General features: G+C 66.5%; 18 protein-coding genes and 4 pseudogenes. 12 read left to right on the forward strand and 10 right to left on the reverse strand.

Features of this window, described 5'->3' with window-relative positions; translation table 11 throughout:
- Positions 1-89: 89 nt before the first annotated feature.
- The gene (locus OHA03_RS42155) at positions 90-1,067 is read right to left on the reverse strand and encodes a transposase (RefSeq protein ID WP_267009223.1); all 978 of its coding nucleotides are present in this window, start codon (positions 1,065-1,067) and stop codon (positions 90-92) included.
- A gap of 93 nt (positions 1,068-1,160) precedes the next feature.
- Between OHA03_RS42155 and OHA03_RS42160 the strand changes: the two genes are divergently transcribed.
- Complete coding sequence (locus tag OHA03_RS42160; protein WP_267009224.1) at positions 1,161-2,324, forward strand: pentapeptide repeat-containing protein; 1,164 nt, start codon at positions 1,161-1,163, stop codon at positions 2,322-2,324.
- Between the two features lie 472 nt (positions 2,325-2,796).
- Here OHA03_RS42160 and OHA03_RS42165 read toward each other — a convergent pair whose 3' ends face one another.
- Positions 2,797-3,177 carry a tetratricopeptide repeat protein gene (locus OHA03_RS42165; protein WP_267009225.1) on the reverse strand — a complete coding sequence of 127 codons (381 nt, stop codon included), beginning with the start codon at positions 3,175-3,177 and terminating at the stop codon, positions 2,797-2,799.
- Positions 3,178-3,487: 310 nt separating this feature from the next.
- On the opposite strand from OHA03_RS42165, the gene OHA03_RS42170 reads away from it, so the two are divergent.
- Both OHA03_RS42170 and OHA03_RS42175 read left to right on the forward strand, forming a co-directional pair.
- Complete coding sequence (locus OHA03_RS42170; protein ID WP_267009226.1) at positions 3,488-3,655, forward strand: hypothetical protein; 168 nt, start codon at positions 3,488-3,490, stop codon at positions 3,653-3,655.
- Positions 3,656-3,710: 55 nt separating this feature from the next.
- The gene (locus OHA03_RS42175; protein WP_267009227.1) at positions 3,711-3,932 is read left to right on the forward strand and encodes a hypothetical protein; all 222 of its coding nucleotides are present in this window, start codon (positions 3,711-3,713) and stop codon (positions 3,930-3,932) included.
- Positions 3,933-4,685: 753 nt separating this feature from the next.
- Here the strand turns inward: OHA03_RS42175 and OHA03_RS42180 are convergent.
- Both OHA03_RS42180 and OHA03_RS42185 read right to left on the reverse strand, forming a co-directional pair.
- Positions 4,686-5,711: an NlpC/P60 family protein gene (locus OHA03_RS42180; RefSeq protein ID WP_267009228.1), complete on the reverse strand. Its 1,026-nt coding sequence runs from the start codon at positions 5,709-5,711 to the stop codon at positions 4,686-4,688.
- Positions 5,712-6,178: 467 nt separating this feature from the next.
- Positions 6,179-6,397: pseudogene (locus tag OHA03_RS42185) on the reverse strand (IS110 family transposase); the annotation flags it as partial.
- A 178-nt stretch (positions 6,398-6,575) separates the two neighbouring features.
- On the opposite strand from OHA03_RS42185, the pseudogene OHA03_RS42190 reads away from it, so the two are divergent.
- Positions 6,576-6,725 (forward strand): annotated as a pseudogene (locus OHA03_RS42190) (GNAT family N-acetyltransferase); the annotation flags it as partial.
- Between the two features lie 184 nt (positions 6,726-6,909).
- Here the strand turns inward: OHA03_RS42190 and OHA03_RS42195 are convergent.
- Positions 6,910-8,481, reverse strand: a complete 1,572-nt coding sequence (locus OHA03_RS42195; RefSeq protein ID WP_267009229.1) for a N,N-dimethylformamidase beta subunit family domain-containing protein — start codon at positions 8,479-8,481, stop codon at positions 6,910-6,912.
- A 1,055-nt stretch (positions 8,482-9,536) separates the two neighbouring features.
- On the opposite strand from OHA03_RS42195, the gene ltrA reads away from it, so the two are divergent.
- Positions 9,537-10,787: a group II intron reverse transcriptase/maturase gene (gene ltrA, locus OHA03_RS42200; protein ID WP_267005170.1), complete on the forward strand. Its 1,251-nt coding sequence runs from the start codon at positions 9,537-9,539 to the stop codon at positions 10,785-10,787.
- A gap of 87 nt (positions 10,788-10,874) precedes the next feature.
- On the opposite strand, the pseudogene OHA03_RS42205 reads toward ltrA, so the two are convergent.
- Positions 10,875-11,160: pseudogene (locus OHA03_RS42205) on the reverse strand (integrase); the annotation flags it as partial.
- A 408-nt stretch (positions 11,161-11,568) separates the two neighbouring features.
- Between OHA03_RS42205 and OHA03_RS42210 the strand changes: the two are divergent.
- From OHA03_RS42210 to OHA03_RS42220, 3 genes are read left to right on the forward strand one after another with little or no spacing between them, the layout of a single operon-like run.
- A complete protein-coding gene (locus tag OHA03_RS42210; protein WP_267009230.1) occupies positions 11,569-11,994 on the forward strand; it encodes a VOC family protein in 426 nt (141 codons plus the stop codon).
- On the forward strand, positions 11,991-12,227 hold the full coding sequence (locus OHA03_RS42215) for an ATP-binding protein (RefSeq protein ID WP_267009231.1): 237 nt from the start codon (positions 11,991-11,993) through the stop codon (positions 12,225-12,227). The genes OHA03_RS42210 and OHA03_RS42215 overlap by 4 nt, the downstream gene beginning before the upstream one ends.
- A 48-nt stretch (positions 12,228-12,275) precedes the next feature.
- A complete protein-coding gene (locus OHA03_RS42220; RefSeq protein WP_267009232.1) occupies positions 12,276-12,521 on the forward strand; it encodes a hypothetical protein in 246 nt (81 codons plus the stop codon).
- Positions 12,522-12,850: 329 nt separating this feature from the next.
- Here OHA03_RS42220 and OHA03_RS42225 read toward each other — a convergent pair whose 3' ends face one another.
- Positions 12,851-13,489 carry an HD domain-containing protein gene (locus tag OHA03_RS42225; protein ID WP_267009233.1) on the reverse strand — a complete coding sequence of 213 codons (639 nt, stop codon included), beginning with the start codon at positions 13,487-13,489 and terminating at the stop codon, positions 12,851-12,853.
- Positions 13,490-14,033: 544 nt separating this feature from the next.
- Here OHA03_RS42225 and OHA03_RS42230 point away from each other — a divergent pair.
- The 3 genes from OHA03_RS42230 (at position 14,034) to OHA03_RS42240 (ending at position 15,679) form a co-directional block, all read left to right on the forward strand.
- Positions 14,034-14,183, forward strand: a complete 150-nt coding sequence (locus OHA03_RS42230) for a hypothetical protein (RefSeq protein WP_267009234.1) — start codon at positions 14,034-14,036, stop codon at positions 14,181-14,183.
- A gap of 121 nt (positions 14,184-14,304) precedes the next feature.
- Positions 14,305-14,493, forward strand: a complete 189-nt coding sequence (locus OHA03_RS42235; protein WP_267009235.1) for a hypothetical protein — start codon at positions 14,305-14,307, stop codon at positions 14,491-14,493.
- Between the two features lie 736 nt (positions 14,494-15,229).
- Positions 15,230-15,679 (forward strand): lipoprotein, encoded by a 450-nt coding sequence (locus OHA03_RS42240; protein ID WP_267009236.1) that lies wholly within the window; start codon positions 15,230-15,232, stop codon positions 15,677-15,679.
- Here OHA03_RS42240 and OHA03_RS42245 read toward each other — a convergent pair.
- The 3 genes and pseudogenes from OHA03_RS42245 to OHA03_RS42255 form a co-directional block, all read right to left on the reverse strand.
- Positions 15,628-15,990 carry a DUF6207 family protein gene (locus tag OHA03_RS42245; protein ID WP_267009660.1) on the reverse strand — a complete coding sequence of 121 codons (363 nt, stop codon included), beginning with the start codon at positions 15,988-15,990 and terminating at the stop codon, positions 15,628-15,630. The two genes, OHA03_RS42240 and OHA03_RS42245, sit on opposite strands and share 52 nt — an antisense overlap.
- A 21-nt stretch (positions 15,991-16,011) precedes the next feature.
- Positions 16,012-16,125, reverse strand: a pseudogene (locus OHA03_RS42250) (IS630 family transposase); the annotation flags it as partial.
- A gap of 276 nt (positions 16,126-16,401) precedes the next feature.
- Complete coding sequence (locus OHA03_RS42255; protein ID WP_267004661.1) at positions 16,402-17,607, reverse strand: ISAs1 family transposase; 1,206 nt, start codon at positions 17,605-17,607, stop codon at positions 16,402-16,404.
- A gap of 218 nt (positions 17,608-17,825) precedes the next feature.
- On the opposite strand from OHA03_RS42255, the gene OHA03_RS42260 reads away from it, so the two are divergent.
- On the forward strand, positions 17,826-18,599 hold the full coding sequence (locus tag OHA03_RS42260; RefSeq protein ID WP_267009237.1) for a hypothetical protein: 774 nt from the start codon (positions 17,826-17,828) through the stop codon (positions 18,597-18,599).
- Positions 18,600-18,636: the final 37 nt, after the last annotated feature.

The raw sequence follows: 18,636 nt of genomic DNA on the forward strand, positions 1-18,636 counted from the left end.
CAGGACCAGGGCCCCCAGTTCTGGCTCTTACAACCTTGGGAGCGATTGAGTTCGGGGCGTGCTGGCCTGGCGGGTTGGCTGGTGGGTGATCAGCAGGCGGCCTGCCGGCTGAGCACCAGTTCGGTGCTCGCCTTGCGGCGGGTCGCCCGCCGGGCGGAGCGGTCAGAGACCAGGGTGGCGATCGCGAGGTGGGTCTCGGCGTAGGTCTCGCGGCGGCCGGTGAACCGCTGCAGGGGCCGCCACTGCTTGTACTCGGCATTGGTGTGCTCCACGCAGATCCGCGCGGAGGACTGGCGGCGTCTCTGCTCGCGCCAGGCGTGGTGCTCGCCCAGCGGCGCGTCGTCCTTCGGTTTCTTCGGCGGGGCGCTGACCTGGCCGGGGAACTCGTTGGCCAGGCCCCGGTAGCCCTCGTCGACCTCGGCCTTGACCTTGGGGTGCCGGTGGAACTGCTCGGCGATGCCCTCGGTGCGCACGGCAGTCTGGTCGTGCATGCGGCCCGGCCGGACCACACCGCTGAACAGGGTGCGACCCTGCGGGTCACTGAAGGTGGTGGTCTTGATGGTGTTCTGCTTCTTCTTGCCGGAGACGAACGCCTTGCGGCCGGGGCGGTGGGCGCGGGGGCGTCGGACCTGCACTTCGGTGCCGTCGATGCGCAGGTCAACGCCCTCCGCGCCGGCGTAGGCGAACAGGTCCTCCAGCGTGCGCAGCCGGACCCCCGGCCGGTCCGGGACGGCGAAGCCGCGGGCCGCCAGCAGCGGGCGGACCTCGCGGATCGCTCCGGAGACGGTGGAGCGGTCCACTGCGTACAACTCGGCCAGAGCGGCGTGCGGGATCCCAAGCCGCAGGTGGACCAGCGTGACCAGGAGCCGGTCGACGAAGACCAGGCGCTGCTTGGGCCCGGCGCCAGCCGCCCGCCTCCGGTCTCCGCCACGCCGCTCGTGTAGCGCCGACTCCCGCGCGGCCTGCCACCGGGGCGCGAGTTCTTTGAGTAACTCGCCGAAGTGTGCGCGCGGGACCCCGGACAGGGCAGGATGGGAACAGGCCGCACGGGCCCAGGTAAACCTCACAACTCACTCAACCCATACGGCCGTTCTCATGTCACGGGCCAGTGCCACAGCACTCTTGATCGTTTACTAAGTGGAGCCTAAGCTCCTGTGCCCATGGAGATGGGGGAACCGGACCGCGGGCGGCGGGCATGGCGCGACGGGCTGGTCAGGCGTCGTACAGCCGTGGCTCTGCTGGCCGGGGCGGCGGGGCTGGTCGTTCTAGGCACAGTGTTCGTCCTACTGCCGGGTGTGGTGGTCGACCACGATCTCGCCGGGGCGAGCGTCGCCGCACAGGATCGACTGAAGGCGGTGAACGATGTCCGTACGACGCTTCTGCAGGTGGTCGGCGGCCTGGTCGTGCTCTTCGGCGCGTATGCCACCTGGCGGCAACTGCGGGTGAGTCAGGACGGTTTGCGCGCCACCCAGGAGGGCTACGTCACCGACCGATTCAGCCGGGCCGTCGACCAGCTCGGCAGCGACAAGCTGGATGTGCGCATCGGCGGGTTGCACGCGCTGTGGCGGATCGCGGAGCAGTCCGCCCGCGACCGGGAGGCCATCATCTCCATCCAGGCCGCGTATCTGCGTACGCACCTGCCCTGGCCACCCGCCGGGCCGGAATCACCGGCGGCAGACGTGCCCATCAACGACATCGCACCCCTGGAGGCTCGCGCCGCCGACGCCCAGGTGGCGCTGACCGCGCTCGGCGTGCTGTGCCAGCACCGGGAGCAGTCCTGGGTCAATCTCAGCATCACCGACTTGCGCCGGGCCGACTGCGACGGACTCTGGTTCCCCGAGGTCAACTTCGACCGCGCTTGCCTGGAGGCCGCCGGCCTGTACCACGCCAATCTGACCCAGGCGTCCCTGGTCTCGGTCAACCTGCGGCACGCCGACCTCACGACTGCGATTCTCCGCCGGGCTCGCTGCATTCTGGCCGACCTACGGGGCGCGAAGCTGGTCGAAACCGACTTGCGTGACGCCGACTTCACTGAGACCGACCTGCGCGAGGCGAACCTGCGCAAGGCCGTCGCCCACGGCGCGGTCTTCCAACGCGCCGATCTCCGCATGGCCGACTTGCGCGGCACCGACTTGAGCACCGCCAACCTTGTCGAAGCACGCCTGACCGGCGCCGTGGCCAGCGAGCACACCCGCTGGCCCGCCGACTTCGACCACACGGCCGCCGGAGTCGTCGACACCGATGACCCCGGCCCCGAGCCCTCGCCCCTACTCCAGCCCCCGGGGATGACGTGGCAGGCGCCGCCGCTGCGGTCCACTCCCTGACCAAGACGCGCCGGTCAAGACAGCGGCGACCGCGATCCGCCTGACGGCACCACTCCTCCTCAGCGGCGTCCTGATCGCGCAGGGGCCCAGACCGCCAGGCAGATCCGGAGCTGGTATCGCTCCCAAGGTCGTTAGCGTTCTGCGTGCCCAGTCTCTGTGCGAGACCCTGCTCCGCTGCCCCACGCTCCAGTGCCCCGCGTTCCCCCGAGCCGCCTCCGCGCCTCAGTGCGACCAAGCACACCCCGACCGCGGGGGCCTGTCCGGCGGATCGGTTCCCTTCATCGACCCGATCGGGCTGCGCCGACACAGTCGCTCTCACCCGCTGGTCAGCACACGCCGGCGCAGTGACCTACCCGATCAACTCCGCCAACCACTCATGAAACGCCGCGAGTTCATCCGCCCTCATACTGGCGGCGGACCACCAGAGCCCACCGCCCGTCCAGACACCTGACAAAGCCCTGCCGGAGCAGCTTCAGGCAGCCATGCGGGGGGATGAACTGCTGGGGTGTCTGAGGGCAAGGAGGTCCCGTGCGGTCATTGTGTCCGCGATCCTCATGTGCGGAGCGGCCTCGGAGCAGCGGTGCTGGCGTTCCAGGACGCGGGCGAGAGCGAGGTGGGCCGAGGCGTGGGTGGGTTCGGCGCGCAGGACTTTGCGCAGCTCCGCCTCGGCCAGGGAGAGCTGTGCCGTGTAGTAGTAGGAGCGGGCGAGGAGCATGCGGAGGTCCAGGTTGCGGGGTGCCGCGGCAACCAGGTCGGTGAGGACCCGGGTGGCCGCGCGGTAACGCTGGGATTCGAAGAGGCGGCTCGCGTATTGCCGCCGCTCGTTCCAGTTCACTCCCTGTGCACCGGCCATCACACTCTCCGCTCCTTCTACGAGCATCCGCTCAGTCGTCAGGCGCCCGAGGTCTTCCGGGGCAAGGAGCCGATGAACCCCTTGCCCCCTGTTCAGGCTTCGTTCGAATTCGAGTCATGCAATCCGGATTGGTCTAGGTTTGTTGCGTTCTGGCTGAATGAGTGGAGTGCGTCGCCCCGGTTTGCCATGATACAAACCTATTACACACTTACCTCTTGTGCAAGTAAAGCTTGGGGTTTGAGAGTGTGACAAAGGAATCATTCGGTCAGTGGTGCAGCGACGGCATTTTCGGTCTGATCGATGCCCCACGATGCTGACGAACGCAGTCCGCTACGCAGACCCCGCTCAGCACCGGATCGCGGACGTCCTGGACGCGGCCCGGCTGCTGCGCCCGATCAACCGCCGCCGACTGGACTGCGGCGAGCGGTGGCTGAACGGCCGGGTGTCTGGCCTGGCGAGAAGCGGGGAAGAAAGGTGAGGGCCGTGGCTTTCGGCTCCTCTGACCTGGACCATGGCCGCTCAAGGGAGGCGTCGTGAACTTCAGGGCTCTGTTTCTCTACGGGTTGCTGCCCGCCTTCGGATTACTGCTTGTCTGGCACGTAGCCCGCTCCGATCGTTGCCGAGCCGCGGCAGGCGACGAAGCAGCCCACCTCGCGCCGCCATTCTGGCGGGAGTACCTGAGGGCGTGGGGTATCGTGCTGATGGCAGTGCTACTGCTCATCCTCCACATTGCCTTCAGCGGCGACATTCCCTGAACAACCCGACCCCACGTGACGTTCTCCCCTCGGGCCGGGAGGGACAGCCGCACTCGTCCACTCGTCCGACACAGCGAGACGACAAGACGTTGAGGTGTTCCCGACTTCCGCGTGGACTCACTGCGCATAGCGCCCCGCGGACTCGGCCGTCTCGGTCATGGTGGGCTCTCCTTGGAGCAGCGCGAAGCGAGGAAGCCGGGCGCGGAGCGGCCGGTGACCGGCTGCCCCAACCCGCAGCTCGTGAGAGCGCGGGATGCCCGCACCGCCGCGCGGCAGACGGCGCAGCGCCCTGAAGCAAAAGCACGAACGCGGCGCCCCGCAGTGCCGCACCCTCCCCGCCACGCCGCGTTCCGGTTACCGCCCAGGGGGTTGGGCGAGCTGCCGCGGTGCCCACCCCTTGAATGATCAACAGCAAGCCCTTTCATGCTCCGGCGTACAACCCTCCACACCACCCAGCGCACTACCCCCGCAACGGGCACGATCTTGGTAACGGACACCCTGCACGTTTCTTCGCACATCCAGGCCCACATCGCACAACAGCTCGGGCAACAAGGGCTCCTGTCGCGACGGGGGAATGCACGACAGGAGCCCTCACCGGACCGACTGCCCCGAACCCCGCCGTCCCCTGGCGAAACGTTCCCGCACACAGTCCATTGACCTGGGGATTCACGGAACTCCGCCCCGCCGGTGACCTGTGGTCTCCGGCGGGGCGGACAGTCAGTACGGCGCGGGAATCCGCCCGTTCGGGCGTGATCAGATGCGCACCGCGGCCTGGAAGCTGCCGATGGTGTTCATCGACTCGTAGCGGACGTAGGCGCCCGGGTATGGGGCGTGCAGCACGGTGTTGTTGCCCGCGTAGAGGCCCACGTGCGTGGTGTTGTTGAAGAAGACCAGGTCGCCCGGCTTCAGCTGGCTGCGCGCGATCCGGGTGCCCTCGTTGATCTGGGTGTACGTGGTGCGGGTGATCTGGGCACCGGCCTGGGCGTAGGCCCACTGGGTCAGGCCCGAGCAGTCGAAGGAGCCGGGACCCGTGGCGGAGCGGACATACGGCTTACCCACCCGGGTGTCGGCGGCCTGGAGGGCGGCGGCGCCGAGGGCGGAGGCGGGGACCTCGTTGCCGAGGTCGACCCGGTCACCGGCGGCCCGGCTGGCACGCAGGTCGTCCTGGCGTATCTTGTTGCGCTCGGCAACGGTGAGAGTATTGAGCACCTCGCGGGCCTCGGCGAGCTTCGCCCGCTGCTGCTGCTTCTTCTCGCCAAGCGTCTTGCGGACGTCCGCGAGGTCGCTCAGCTTGTCCTGGGCCTCCTTGCGCTCCTGCGCGAGGGACCGCTGCTTCTCCTGGATCTTCTCCAGCGACTCGGCCTGCTTGGCCGTCAACTGGTCGAGCGCGGAGGCCTGTTCAAGGAAACTGTCCGGGTCTGAGGCGAGGAAGAGCTGCACGGACGGGTCGATGCCACCGGAGCGGTACTGCGCGGCGGCGAGGGAACCGAGGCCGCTGCGGAGGTTGTTGAGTTCCTGCTGACCGCGGGCCACCTTGTCCTGGAGCGCGCCGATCTGCTTCTGGAGCTTCTCCTGCTTCTCCTTGGCCAGGCTGTGCTGCTCGGTGGCCTCCTCCGCCTCGTGGTAGAGCTTGTCGACCTTCGCCTTGACCTCGCTCTTGGTCGGCTTGGGGTCGGCATGGGCGGCCTGGGAGGTCAGGGCAACGGCCGCAGCGGCGGTCGCGGTGAGCACGGTCACGCGGGTACGGCTCGGCTGTTTGGGACGACGGTGGGACGCCACGAAGGCGGGCTCCTTCTTCCTTGAGCCGCCTACCGGGCTATGAGGGGATGCGAATCCCCGGCTCCGTGCACGTCACGGATCGGCGGTTCCTTCACTGCCACCCCGAATGGGTGATCAATCGCGCGAAGGTTCGAGGCCCGACCCTAGTGACCATCTTGTGATCATTCAAATCTTCACGGGAAGAATCTCGTCACAGGATGTACTTCTTTTACTCACATCACACAGGGTGTAGCGGTGACTTGACGGCCCGTTCCGTGATTCCGGCAAGTCGCAACAAACGGACGGTCAGCTCCTCTTCTTCCCGCGCCGCACAGCCTGCAGTTTCATCCCGACCATCAACACGCGGAGGCTGTCCGGCTCGTCCGACTTCACCGACGTGGGCTGGTACCTCCACGCACTGGTGCCGTCCCTACTGACCATTGGGCTGGAGGGCTACGAAGCACGGGACATCGGCTTCTGAGGCTAGGTCAGCCGGCGGCGGGTGAGGGAAACGCCGTGCCTTCATCAAAGTCGCATCGGTGCAGCAGGCAGTGGTGGAGCTGTCCGAGCATACGGTTGAACAGATGGCGCAGGGCCTGTGCGTGCCAGTCCCCGGTCTTGCGTCGGCGCCGATAGTGGGCGTTGGCGCCTGGCGAGTGGGTGAGGGTGGCGAAGGCCCACAGGTATCCGGCGTGATTGAGCCGGTTCCTGGTGGGCGCGGGCGAGACGGCGATGGCCCGGGCCATGTCGCTGTCGGCAGGCAGCGGCCGGTGCATGGGCATGTCCGTGCGGATGATTTTCGCCAGGTCCAGGGCGTCGCCGGGGTCGGACTTCTTGCGGGAGAGACGCCGCGCCGGTCGCGGTAGCGGGACTCGGTTATACACATTCCTGCCGCAAGTGTGGGGATGCGGGTACGCCGCCGAGGCGTGCGCGGCGGCACTCGACTGGTTCGCCGACGTACTCCCCGGCGAGCCGGTGGTGCTCTGCACCCAGACCGCCAACGACCGCTCGATGCGCCTCGCAGCCAAGCTGGGGTTGGGGCAGCGGACCTGACCTGCTGCTTGAAGTGGAGGCCTCCGCGCTGCTTGGCCATCATGGTGACGGCCGCAGTCATGTCTCCGCCCACCGGTCGCCGGCGACTGCTAGCCGGCTGAGGTCGCCCACTTGGCGACGGTGTGGGCCTGCTCGACCGGGACCTCATCGGCGTTGGCGGAGAGGTTCAGGGTGTCGACGATGGGTAAAGGGTGCTCGCATTCTCCTGGGGTTTCGGCCGGTTCCTGCCGCACGGGCCCTCCGCGAACGCGCGGATCAGGTTCTCCGTGGTGCGGGTGACGAACAGTCCGGTGCGTGCGTCCATGCCATGGTTGCGGCCGTTGTCCTGAGTGCCGGCCATGAGGGCCTCGACCCATCGCATCGTCCCGGATGCGAAGACGCCCGCTCCGCTCGGGACGGTGTAGTACGCGGAGTCGGCATGGCTTGGCGCGCCCTTGCAGAAGACAGGGGAGTGCGCAACGACCTCAAGCGGCGCGGGGGTGGGCGTCCCCGGGGTGACCCGGTCGTACTCCACCCCGACCAGATGGTCGAAGGAGTCTCCGCGTCTGACCCCGGTCCCTTCGTAGAGCCAGTGATTGTCGGCGTGGACCACATACGGAGCGTCGACCGGATAGCCCTCGTAGAGGACGCCGGTCAGGGAGGATTCGGGGTCGGCTCCGGGCTGCCGTCGGAAGTCATTGGTCGGCATGGTCGGATGGTCGGTCAGGTACGGGTCCGCCCGGTAGTCGGTTTTGTAACAGACCACTGTGCGTGCGTCGCCGGTAGGTCCCCGCTCCAGCCTGATCCGGCGGAAGCAGGCATTGGCACCGAGGAAGGCCACATTGGTACCGGAGTCACGAGCCCGGGTCACGTGGTCCCGTTGCTGTTGACTCCAGTACTCGTCGTGCCCGAGGGAGAGCACCGCGTGCGCGCCGTGAAGCACGCCGGGTTCGCGGTGGACGTCCACCCCCGTGGTGTAGGCGAGCGGAATTCCCAGCCGTTCCGCGAGAACCACTACCGCCCTCTCGTAGACCATGAACTTCTCGGCGCCGCTGCGATCGTATGGCCGGTCGAAGCTGACCGCGAGCGACCGTGTCCCGTACCCACCGTCCTCGCCGTGATAGAGGCTGTACCCGCCCCACGCGTTGTATGCCTGCCAGGTCGACACCGCGTGCATCAGGACGGTCCTGCCCGCGCCGGACGCCGAACGGACGATCAACGGCACGTAGCGCTGGTGCCCGTTCTCCGCTTCCAGTCGAAGCAGGTACGCCCCCTCCGGCCAGCCGTCGGTGCGTACGCCGAGCGTGCGGTTCCAGTCGGCCCGTACGGTACGAGTGACCTCCAGCAGGCGGCGCCGGGCCTGAACCGATCCGGCGATACGGGGCGAACGCCACACCAGGCGCGCCTGCTGACCCCCGTACCAGCCGACCCGGAAGGCCGAGACCCGGAAGCTGGAAGCGGTCGTGGACACGTACAAACCGAACTCCTCGCCCGGCAGCACGCTGGATCTGTCGGTGTACCCCTGGACAGCCTCGGGCGCGCCTTCCCAACGGATACGCCAGTCGGGGTTTCCCACGCGCGTTCGCTCACCGTCCCCGGTGAACCGGGTAGAACCGGGCGAGGCGGTCTCGGTGCGGGACCCCTTGGCGCCGGAGGAGCGACAGCCGGCCGCCATCGCACCAGTTACAGCAACGGCGAGAAAGTGCCTGCGCTCCATACGACCGAGCGCCTCGGCATCCTGCCTTCCGGCCCGCTCCATGCCATCCACCACGTGTTCCCGCCGCGACACCGTCACAGCCCATCGTCACCCGCCGCGCACCCGCGGACGAGCCGAATCGGGCACACGGGTGCGACTTTGAGGCTTTCGTCCCGCCGCATCATAGGAGGCGTTGCGACTCGCCTGTACGAGTCGTCCAGGTCGGTCCAGGTCTGGAATGACAGTCTGGTCGGCGACGCACAGGGCGGCCGCGGAGGTGGCCTGTCCTGATGTCGGCGGACGTGCGGTGCGCACGAGTTCCCGCGCCTGACCCTGTGGGGCTCGAAAAGTCGTCGTTTCAGGTCACGCAACGTATCGATACTCGTTGATGATGCCGCCGACAGCCCTGGTGCGGAGCGGGCTTCGGTCGTCGAGGTCGTGCACGATTGCGGGCTGCTCGGGGCGGTAGCTGTTGCCGGGTTCGGTGCGACCGGGTGTCCGTTGTAGTGGTCCTGGTAGCCAGGTGTGTCCTGAACATGAATGGGAGTTGATAGTAGGGCAGCTTCTGGAAATGGTGCTGTGCGAGAGATGAAGGATTTCGGCCCTTCGGAGTCGCCCTGTGGGGGGAGGCTTCAAACCACCTCATGCCGCATTAGCTGAAGACTGTTGTGGTGAGCGATGAGGAAAAGGCATCCAAGAGATGTCAGGTAGGGACTGGGAAGACGAGCGCAAGCGAATCGCTGCTGACGTGTCGAAAACAGAACAGACGACATCGAAACCGAGGCGCTCTGGCTTGTCTCGGGATAAGCCTGACGGGAGCCCACCTACTGGTCAGGCGGTGTCCGGCATGAAGGCGACGTGAGCCCAGTCTGCCGCTCTCGCGTGGAACAGGAGAAGGCGCGCTCCGACACTGCCCACCCAGCACGGGTGGCGAGAGGGAGTGCCCCAAGCGGCCGAAACCGCAAGGGGTTGAGTACCGATGCGGGGTGCGCCGGCGGACCGGCTCGTAGTAGTGCTGAAGCCTCTGTAATGGGGGTGGAGCGAAGGGGCCGGGTCGTCCGTGACCGAGTGTGTCGTATCAACCAGAGGTATCTGGGAGGAATTCGATGGGCCGGTTGATGTCACAGACCAAGCCGTTCGATATCTCGAAGTGGGAAGTGAAGGAGGCGTGGGAGGAAGTCAGGGCGAACAAGGGCGCCCCGGGCGTGGATGGCGAGTCCATCGATGAGTTCGAGAAGGACCTGAGGAACAACCTCTACAAGGTCTGGAACCGAATGTCGTCGGGCTCGTACTTTCCGTCTCCGGTGCGCGCGGTGGAGATTCCCAAGCCCCACGGCGGTGGCATGCGGATGCTCGGTATTCCGTGCGTCGCTGACCGGGTGGCGCAGACCGTGGTGGCACGGCATCTGATGCGACGAGTGGATCCCATTTTCCACCCGGACAGCTACGGATACCGGCCCGGACGGTCCGCGCTGGACGCGGTCGGGGCCTGCCGGGAACGCTGCTGGAAGCGCGACTGGGTCGTCGAGTTCGACATCCGGAAGTTCTTCGACAGCGTCCGGTGGGACCTGCTGGTCAAGGCGGTGGAAGCGCACACCGACGCCGTCTGGGTGAACTTGTATGTACGGCGATGGCTCGCCGCGCCTCTGCAACTGCCCGACGGCAACCTGCTGGAACGGGAACGCGGAACGCCTCAGGGCGCCCCGGTGTCTCCCGTGCTGGCGAACCTGTTCCTGCACTACGCGTTCGACATGTGGATGAGCCGGGAGTTCCCGTCTGTCACCTTCGAACGCTATGCGGACGACGCGGTGCTGCACTGCGTCACCGAGCGCCAGGCCCGCCAGGTGCTGGCCGCGCTCCGGAGCAGGATGGAAGAGGTCGGGCTGGAACTGCACCCGGCCAAGACCCGGATCGTGTACTGCCGGGACGCGAAGCGCCAGAGCTCCCACGAGCATATGGAGTTCACGTTCCTCGGCTACACATTCCGCGCCAGAGCAAGCCGGACCCGGAGTGGGCAGACGTTCCTGTCATTCTCCCCGGCAATCAGCAAGGAAGCCCTGAAGAAGATCAGTGCGGAGGTCCGCTCCTGGCGGCTGCAACACCGCACCGGTTCGACTTTCACGGACCTCGCACGGCGGATCAATCCCGTCGTTGCGGGCTGGCTCAACTACTACGGCCGGTACGGCCGTTGGGTGTTGATCCCGTTCCTTCAGCGAATCAACGCCTACTTGGTTCGCTGGATCCGCAGAAAGTACCGTCGGCTGGCGCCGTTGCGGAAGGCCATTGCGAAGCTCCAGGAGATCGCCCAGCGGTACCCGCGGATGTTCGCGCACTGGCCGGACACGACACTCGCCGCATTGGCCTGGTGATCAGGATGACAAGAGCGGAGTGACGAGAGATTGTCACGCTCCGTTCTGTGGGAGCCCGGGGGTGAGATTCCCCCGGGCGACCCGACTCAGGACCTTCCTGGCGTGGTTCTCGCCCAGGATCAGGACGTGACCGAGGGCCTCGCGGCGGATGGTGCCGATCACGCGTTCGCAATGCGCGTTCATGCGCGGTGCCCGGGGCGCAATGAGCAGCACCTCCGTGTCCTCGGTGGTGAAGACGGCATCGAAGGCGTCGGTGTACCTGCTGTTGCGGTCGCGTAGCAGGAATCGCGGGCCCGGCGTCTTGCGCGCCGAGGTCGGCGGCGATGTTGCGGGCCTGTTGTACCGCCCACTGCGCGGTGGGGTGCGCGGTCACCGCGGTGGTGTCCGGGGTGATCGTGCCCGTCTTGGCGGCCTCGACGGCGAGGTCACGATCGTCTGCGCGTAGTCGGTCGCACCCTTGGTCATGGCCCGATGGCCTGGGATCGCGGTGGGGTGGCGGCGCCTCCGTTGCAGGCGAGTTCGCGTCGGAGGTCGAGGTCCTCGCCGTGGGCCTGTTCGGCGCTACGCGCGCTCCGCTCGCAGCCGCTCGAACGTCCATCACGCCAGGGTGTCCACTTTTCAACCGGCCTTGACAGCTGTTCCCCCCGGCTTCGGCCTGTCGCTCGATGCGAGTTCCGAAATCCACCGATGAGTTCCGCAGGCTGTGCCGGTCTACCCCGTCGTACACCATCGAACCTCGGACTGGAGACCCACCATGACCACTCCCACGCACGCCGGTCGCATGCTGTTCGTGAACATCCCCGTGGCGGACATCGAGCGCAGCAAGGCCTTCTTCGCGCGGCTCGGGTTCAGCTACAACCCGATGTTCACCGACGAGACCGCCGCTTGTATGCTGGTCGGCGAGCAAGCCTCCGTCATGCTGCTCAGCCACGAGACGTTCGCGCAGTTCGCGAAGCTGCCGATGGCCAATCCCACCACGCACACGCTGGCGCTCTACTGCTTCAGCGTGTCAGCCCGCGATGAGGTTGACACGGTCGCTGAGGCTGCGCTCGCCGCGGGCGGCTCAGAGGCGGATGGCCCCGAGGACCACGGCTTCATGTACTCACGCAGCTTCTTCGACCTCGACGGCCACGGCTGGCAGGTCATGTGGATGGATCCGTCGAGCACCTCGGACAGCTCGACTTCCTGCACACCCGCGAGAACGTGATCCTGCTCGGACCGGTGGGCACCGGCAATAGCCACCTCACCGAGGGCCTGGCCCAGGCCGCGATCGAAAACGATCTGCGAGTGGCCTGGTTCACCCTGGAGACCCTCAGCGCTGCGATTGGCAAGTCCAAGGTCGACGGGTCCACCGCCCGCACCGTCCCCCGGGTCTGCCGCGCGAACCTGATCGTCATCGACGACGTCGGCCTGCTGCCCGTCGGCGCGGATGCCGCCTAAGCGTTCTACCGCATCATCGACGCCGCCTACGAACGCCGCTCCATCGCGGTGACCAGCAACATCCACCTCTCAGGCTTCGACACGATCACGGCGAAGACCCTCGCCGGCGCCAGCCTGGCAGACCCACAGCCGCACTGCCGTCTCGGTCAGATCGAAGTCCCGACCGAGCGGTCACCGCGTCGGCACAGATCGACGATCCCGGCCTTGAACTCCGGCGTGAACGAATGGCGAGGGCGAGGCTTCTTCTTCCTCATGCTCTCCATGATGGACATCCTCCCGGTGCTGAACCCTTGATCTTGGATGTCCGTCAGAGCGGATCAAGCCCACTACCGTCCTGACTCGGGCGGTGTGCCCGCAGGGCCTGAACGGCCTGTCCCCGATGGTGAGCATGCCGGACAACTACGGGGACACCCAGCAGTTCCCAATGTGCATCATTCCCTAGCGTCGAGCAAGGCCCAGCCCCCACCGCGGTCTTCCCATAGGCCCTTACATCAGGCCCGGATGGGACTCGGAGCGTCGGAACTTCTTGTCGAGAGCGCGCCGTGTGGCGGCCACCACCTCGGCTCCTTCGTGGACCGGGCGACCTGGCGCTTACATGCGTCGACTGAAACTTCGCCAGCCGGCTACTCGGGCCAGGAACTGTTCAGGATGACCTCGACGAAGTCGATGCGCTGGAAGCCGGGCACGAAGTGGGCTAGCACATCGGCGTTCACGGTGCCGAAGGTTGTGTCGGGCCGGTCCTTGAAGCCGTCAGTGAAGGCCTCCAGAATCCGCCGCTTGAAGTCGGGTCGCGCGTGCACATCGGTGACGACTTCGAGTGACGCGGGATCCAGGTCGTCACGGCCGATCCCGAGCACATCAGTCTCCACACCCGCGGTGACCAACGCGATCTCGGGCTCCATGAACTCCGGAACACCAGGCGTTGTGTGTAGGGCGATCGCCGTCCAAACCCGGCGGACATCGTCAGCGCCGACCCCATGCTCGGTAAGGAACCGACGCGCCTCGTTCGCACCGTCGATCTCGAAGCGCTGATGAGTGGTCCGGTATGTCTGAGTCAGACCCAGGTCGTGGAACATCGCTCCGACGTAGAGCAGTTCCGGGTCGGGCTTCAGGCCGCGCTGTAGCCCTTGCAGCATCCCGAACAGGTAGACCCTGCGAGAGTGGTCGAATAGCAGCGGCGGCTCAGCTTCGCGGACCAGCGCCGTGGCCTCGGCCGCCAGCCGCGTATCGGGGATTTCGATGCCTGCGATCTTCTCGCCCATAACTGATTCCCTCCTCCGCTCGGCCCCAGGGACGCGCATGCACGCCCTGCCTACGGAGCCAAACTCGAAGGTGCCAATTCCGGTGGGGCGGCAAGCCTAGCGGTCACCCCGTCTCCCAAGTTAAGTATTTCACCCTTGTGGGCAAATGTCCTTGGCAGACCCCGCAGCGGCCTCGTCCCACGCGGAGCACTGTGAGCCCTGACCAGGACAGCCAGTCTCGTCCTGGTAGGCGATCGGGAGTGGTCTTCCACCCCACATCGCTCAGGTCCTCGCGGGACATTCCGATATCAACACCACAATGACACGGCAGCTGTAGTTCGTGATCTGTAGCGGGTCGTCGCTGGTCAGCAGGCAGGGGGTGGCTGCCAGGGCTTCGGCAATGTCGCGGGATATCTGGTTTGGGATCATGTGAGCCCGAGGAAGGCGAGCGGTCATTGGGGGGCGCGAGCGTTGCGTCGCAGGGCGGCGATGCCGTGGACGCCTGCGAGGCGGAGTACGCCGATGCTGAGGTTGCGCCAAGTCCCTCCAGCCCGGCGACCTCGTCTTGACCGAGGGCTCCGCGTCCCGGCCGGAACACGTGGCGACGGCGATCGGGGAAAGACTTCTCGTACACGCGCCCAGGCGTGGCCGCGTCGTCGAGGTCGCGAAGGTCGCCACGCACGTCACCATCCTCGTCGTACGGCGGATCGCCTAGCGACTTGTCGGCGCTGCTGTCGTCGCCTGCTCCGGGTGCGCTGTCGGTGGATGCTCATAGGCTGTGCTCCACAGCTGACCTTCGGGGGAGAGGCGTGAGTACTGCGGCCCAAAGCTCATAGATGCACCCGCTGTTGCGGATGCACCACCAGTGCGTCGAGAAGCGTGTGACTGAGGGAGAAGCCGCGGCGGCCGAGCTGGGGCTCGAGCTGGAGGCCGACACCATCCGCGCCGCGCTGGCGTATGAGCGGGGCGAGTTTCATCGGATGGCGCTCAAGGTCGCGTCATCATTAACGTCGTCCTGCTCATAGCGATTGCCGTTAACCACGGGGCGTGTACGCCTGGCGGAACGTTTGAACCCGACTCCCACCACGGACTGCGGGTGGGCGCAGACGGGCTGGCTCGACCCGCTGTGGCAGATCAACATCCTGATGTTGCTTCTCCTCAGCACCTTGTGGGTCCAAGGAGCGGCACAGGGCGAGACCATGCCGCGCTGCTCCAAACCGATATACCCCCTGCTCAACGTCCTGACGTTCACGCAACCGTCGCACGTCCCGGTACCCGGTACACGGAGGCCATCAAGCTCAGCCAGCAGGTCTCCCACCTCGGACTGCCGTTACGGACGTTCGCCGCCCTGTGGGACGCCCCGACAAGGCCACCCGCGCTGCCATCTGCCAGCGTCGCGCGGATGCGATCGACAGAAGCTCTCTGGTCAGACCTACTACGAGGGCGACCTGTCGCTGTACCGCGTCAACAGCGACAGCTCCGCGTCGGCTCGGATCCACAAGGGCGGCAAGACGTCCAGCTCCTCCCGGCCTGTCCAGGACTACTGGCGGCGCTGGGCGCAGAGTGGAGACAAAGTCTGCACGGGTGGCATGATGACCGGCGAGACATGCGGCTGGCAGGTGACCGACACCCAGGCGACCATCCACTACTCCGGCGTTACGACGGCCAAGAGCGTCGTCGTCGCCAGGAAGACGTCCGGATCCTGCACCGACATCGGGCTGGCCGGCGGTGCCGTCCCCGGCACGATAGCGAGGTATTGGCATGCGCCGCGTCCTTCTCACACTGTTGCTGGCGGCGGCCCTGACCGGATGCTCGCTCCTCGGCCAGGACAGGCCGTGCACCGCGGCTGACGCGGACTCGCAGGTCTCCGCCGTGTGGCGGCCTGCCGACTTCGGCGGCGGGGACGCGGCGAGGATCCGGCTGTGCGTGGACGGCACCTGTGAGGAGCGGACATCGGGCAGTCCCGACGACCCGTTCGCCTTGCTGTCGGTCCAACTCCCCGACGACATCGGTGCGTCCACCGTGTCGGTGCGGCTCACCGTGACGTCCGCGAAGAGCGGTGACACGGTCGTCGAGGACAGCACCCGGGCCAGGCTGACGGAGCAGCACCCCAACGGTACGTCCTGCCTGCCCACCACTTGGACGGCGACGTTCCGTGCTCACCCCGACAAGGGCCTCACCTCACCCGAGGGCATGAAGCTCCAGGGGTGAGCCCCCTGGACAAGCGCCCGTACCCCCGGCATCACCGGAGGTACGGGCGCTACGCGCCGTTCCCCAGCCGAATCGTGGCTGGTCCGCCTGCACCTCCAAGGAGACCCAACCCGTCCTGAATGCAATGGAGATGGCCCTGTGGCAGCGCGGGCGTAGCGCAGGACGGCGACGGTGATCTCGGGCAGTGCTCGGCGGCTGCATCGAGGCGCTGTGAAACCTCGTGTGGCGAGCAGCTCTTGGACGGCGAGGGTTGTCTGGTCGTCACAGGCCGCGACCTCCACCTCGCCCAGACCCGGTTCCGTCACGTGCACTACATGGGGTCGGGGTGAGTGCAGCTCGAACCGTGGGCGCTTGGCCAGCCAGGCTCTGATCGCTGGAGTCTTGTAGGTGCCGTAATTGTCCACGATCAGGTGAACTTGCAGGTGAGCGGGCACCTCCTTGTCGATCCGGATCAGCAACTTCTCGAACTCCACGGCCCGGTGCCGGCGGTGCAGGGCAGTAGCGTTGGCGTGACGGGCCGGACGATCATCAGGCGGTCGCGCAGAGTGATCCGTCAGGCGGGGCGACTCTGCGATCCTGGCCAGGTCGAGACGTACAAAAGCCTCGATTGCCGAGATAAGCCTTCCTGTTGCGGCCACCAGAAAGTACTCTGCGAAATAATGACCGTTCGACCTCTGGGGGTGAGGCAGGGTCATTGCATGATCGAGATCTGTCTGGGTTCGTCACGTGAGACCGAGGGTTCGTAGGGGCCGGTGGTAGTCGCGGCCGGTGTGGCGGAGGGCGGCGGCGATGTTGGTCTGGCCGTCCTGGCGGAAGACGCTGATGGCGAGGTTGCGCAGGGAGGCCATGGCGCGAGGCAGGGTGCCGGTGCGGACCTTGGAGTCGTCCTCGCGGAACGTGCGGTCCCGCACGTGGTGCAGGAGGTTCTCGATTCCCCAGTGGCCTCTGATCCAGGTGGCGAGCTCGGTGCAGGTGGCGTCGAAGACGCTCAGGCTGGTGATCAGGTAGACGCGCTCGATGGTCAGCTTCCCGGTGCTCAAGTCGCGTCGCCACCGTACGACTTGGATCGCCTGGCGGGCGCCGGGGTAGTCGAGGTGGCTGAACGCGGCGACCTTGAGCCGGCGGATCTCGTCGCGGTGGTGGGCGTGGTCGCGAGTGCGGTGCCCGAGCGGGATGTCTCGCCAGGGCAGCTTCCTGACCTGGGCGTACAGGCCCGGATGGTTCTTCTTCACGACGGCCACGTAGTGCGCGCCGCGACTGGTCAGATAGGCCCCGTGGTCGTGCTGGGTGTGCAGTGCGTCGGCGGTCACCACCGTGTTCTCCAGCTCGAGACCGTCCAGCAACGGCGCGAAGGAGGGGATCTCGTTGCTCTTGGAAGCGACCTGCCGCTGGGCCAGGACCACGCCGTGGTGGTCCATCGCCGCCAGCAGCTGGATCGCCGCGGCCGTTGCGGTTCGCGATCCGCGGACCACCTTGCCGTCGACCGCGATCACCCGTCGCACCGGCCCTTTCTCCGCCTCCGGCTCGACCGGGGGCGGCGTTCTGGCCTGCAGATACGCGCTGATCGCCGCGTCCAGCGCGTCACCGTCCACACGCTGCAGCAGGCGGCGCACGGTTGCGGCGTGCGGCACCGGCCGCAGACCGGTAAGTGGATCGGCAGCGAAGCCGAGGACGCCCAGCACATGCTGCGGGGCATCCGTGATCCACTCGCTGATCGCGATGAGCGAGCGAGCCCCGGTCAGCACCGCCGAGACGGCTGCGCACAGCAACGCGAGGGCCGGATACCGCAGTCCTCGCGCATCGCGGGGATCGGCGACCAGGATCAGGAAACGCCGCAGGTCAGCGACATCGCTTGAGGTGAGGGGATCAGTCGGGGAACCCAGTTTCTCCAGTGCGGAAGGGATGGGCGATGATGTTCGGGCAGGCACGGTCTCGCTCGGTTCTCATGGGTCTCGACAACCACATGATCACCAGCACCGTGCCTGCTCTGCTCTCCCGGGCCCCTTGCCCCACAACGGACATGACGCCACGTCACTCACGAGACCGGCGAACCGGACCAATCCCAATCACGCAATGCCCCTGGGGGGTGAGGAGAGTGCCCGCACCGTGCACTGGATGGATACACGAACTCCGAGGACAAACGCTCATGTTCACTGGCAAGACCCTGGTGGACGGGGAGTGGGTTTTTCGTAGGGACTGCAAGTCTCGTTCCAAGACATTAGGCGCTGTCTGCCAGGATAGTTTTTCCAGAAAGGTAACCCTCGTCGTTCATGGAGAGTTGGCAGGCAACGTCAAGGATGTGGACCGCGGGCTGAGTAGAAAGCTCCTGGCAGTGATGCAGTCGCGCAGAGCGGGGCGGCATATTCACGTGGTCGACGCTGCCGGCTACTCGGATCTGCTGTTCGGGGCTCCGGCTCGTTGCCGGGATCTCAAGATGCAGGGTGATCAAGTGTCGGTAATGCCTGAGGTCGGAGACGGATTCCTCGGCGGGCCGTTTGACAGACTTCGTCTACGGAGTCGCGGGATCAGTCGGCTTGAGGCTCATGTGCTGGGACGTGGGACGCCTCGACACGAGAAGCTGCTGTCGATCCTGATTGATCAGGTCGCTGTACGGGCATCACTCGAAGTTCGAGCCCCGGCACGCCGCGGTCCACAATTCGACCTCGGTTGGATCGACGGGCAGATCGCATATGGGACGTGGGTAGCAAGCCCGCAGCCACCAGGAACTGGAGGACTGAGTCGGCTGGAGGAAGCCGTCTTGCATGTCGGCAGGTTGGTCCACGGTGTTTCCTCACAAGCTCAGCTTCAGCCAGTAGTGGTGCTGGAGGATTCTGAAGACCTGGCTTCTGGGCTGAAGGAGACAGCAAAAGCGGTCGGCGTTCACGTCAGCAAGATCGCGGGCTTTCCTGGCCGAAAGTGAATAACCGCTCGTACGCCGCCCTCGGGACGGCGGCCGC

This window comes from Streptomyces sp. NBC_00154 (genome assembly GCF_026342835.1).
In the GTDB taxonomy this organism is placed as follows: domain Bacteria; phylum Actinomycetota; class Actinomycetes; order Streptomycetales; family Streptomycetaceae; genus Streptomyces.

What these genes read in the sequence shown, in the direction of transcription:
- OHA03_RS42160 (WP_267009224.1), top strand. Translation starts at nt 1,161, where the DNA reads ATGGAGATGGGGGAACCGGACCGCGGGCGGCGGGCATGGCGCGACGGG.
- OHA03_RS42165 (WP_267009225.1), bottom strand. Translation starts at nt 3,177, where the DNA reads ATGGCCGGTGCACAGGGAGTGAACTGGAACGAGCGGCGGCAATACGCG.
- OHA03_RS42170 (WP_267009226.1), top strand. Translation starts at nt 3,488, where the DNA reads ATGCTGACGAACGCAGTCCGCTACGCAGACCCCGCTCAGCACCGGATC.
- OHA03_RS42195 (WP_267009229.1), bottom strand. Translation starts at nt 8,481, where the DNA reads ATGGAGCGGGCCGGAAGGCAGGATGCCGAGGCGCTCGGTCGTATGGAG.
- ltrA (WP_267005170.1), top strand. Translation starts at nt 9,537, where the DNA reads ATGTCACAGACCAAGCCGTTCGATATCTCGAAGTGGGAAGTGAAGGAG.
- OHA03_RS42210 (WP_267009230.1), top strand. Translation starts at nt 11,569, where the DNA reads ATGCTGTTCGTGAACATCCCCGTGGCGGACATCGAGCGCAGCAAGGCC.
- OHA03_RS42225 (WP_267009233.1), bottom strand. Translation starts at nt 13,489, where the DNA reads ATGGGCGAGAAGATCGCAGGCATCGAAATCCCCGATACGCGGCTGGCG.
- OHA03_RS42235 (WP_267009235.1), top strand. Translation starts at nt 14,305, where the DNA reads ATGCACCCGCTGTTGCGGATGCACCACCAGTGCGTCGAGAAGCGTGTG.
- OHA03_RS42240 (WP_267009236.1), top strand. Translation starts at nt 15,230, where the DNA reads ATGCGCCGCGTCCTTCTCACACTGTTGCTGGCGGCGGCCCTGACCGGA.
- OHA03_RS42260 (WP_267009237.1), top strand. Translation starts at nt 17,826, where the DNA reads ATGTTCACTGGCAAGACCCTGGTGGACGGGGAGTGGGTTTTTCGTAGG.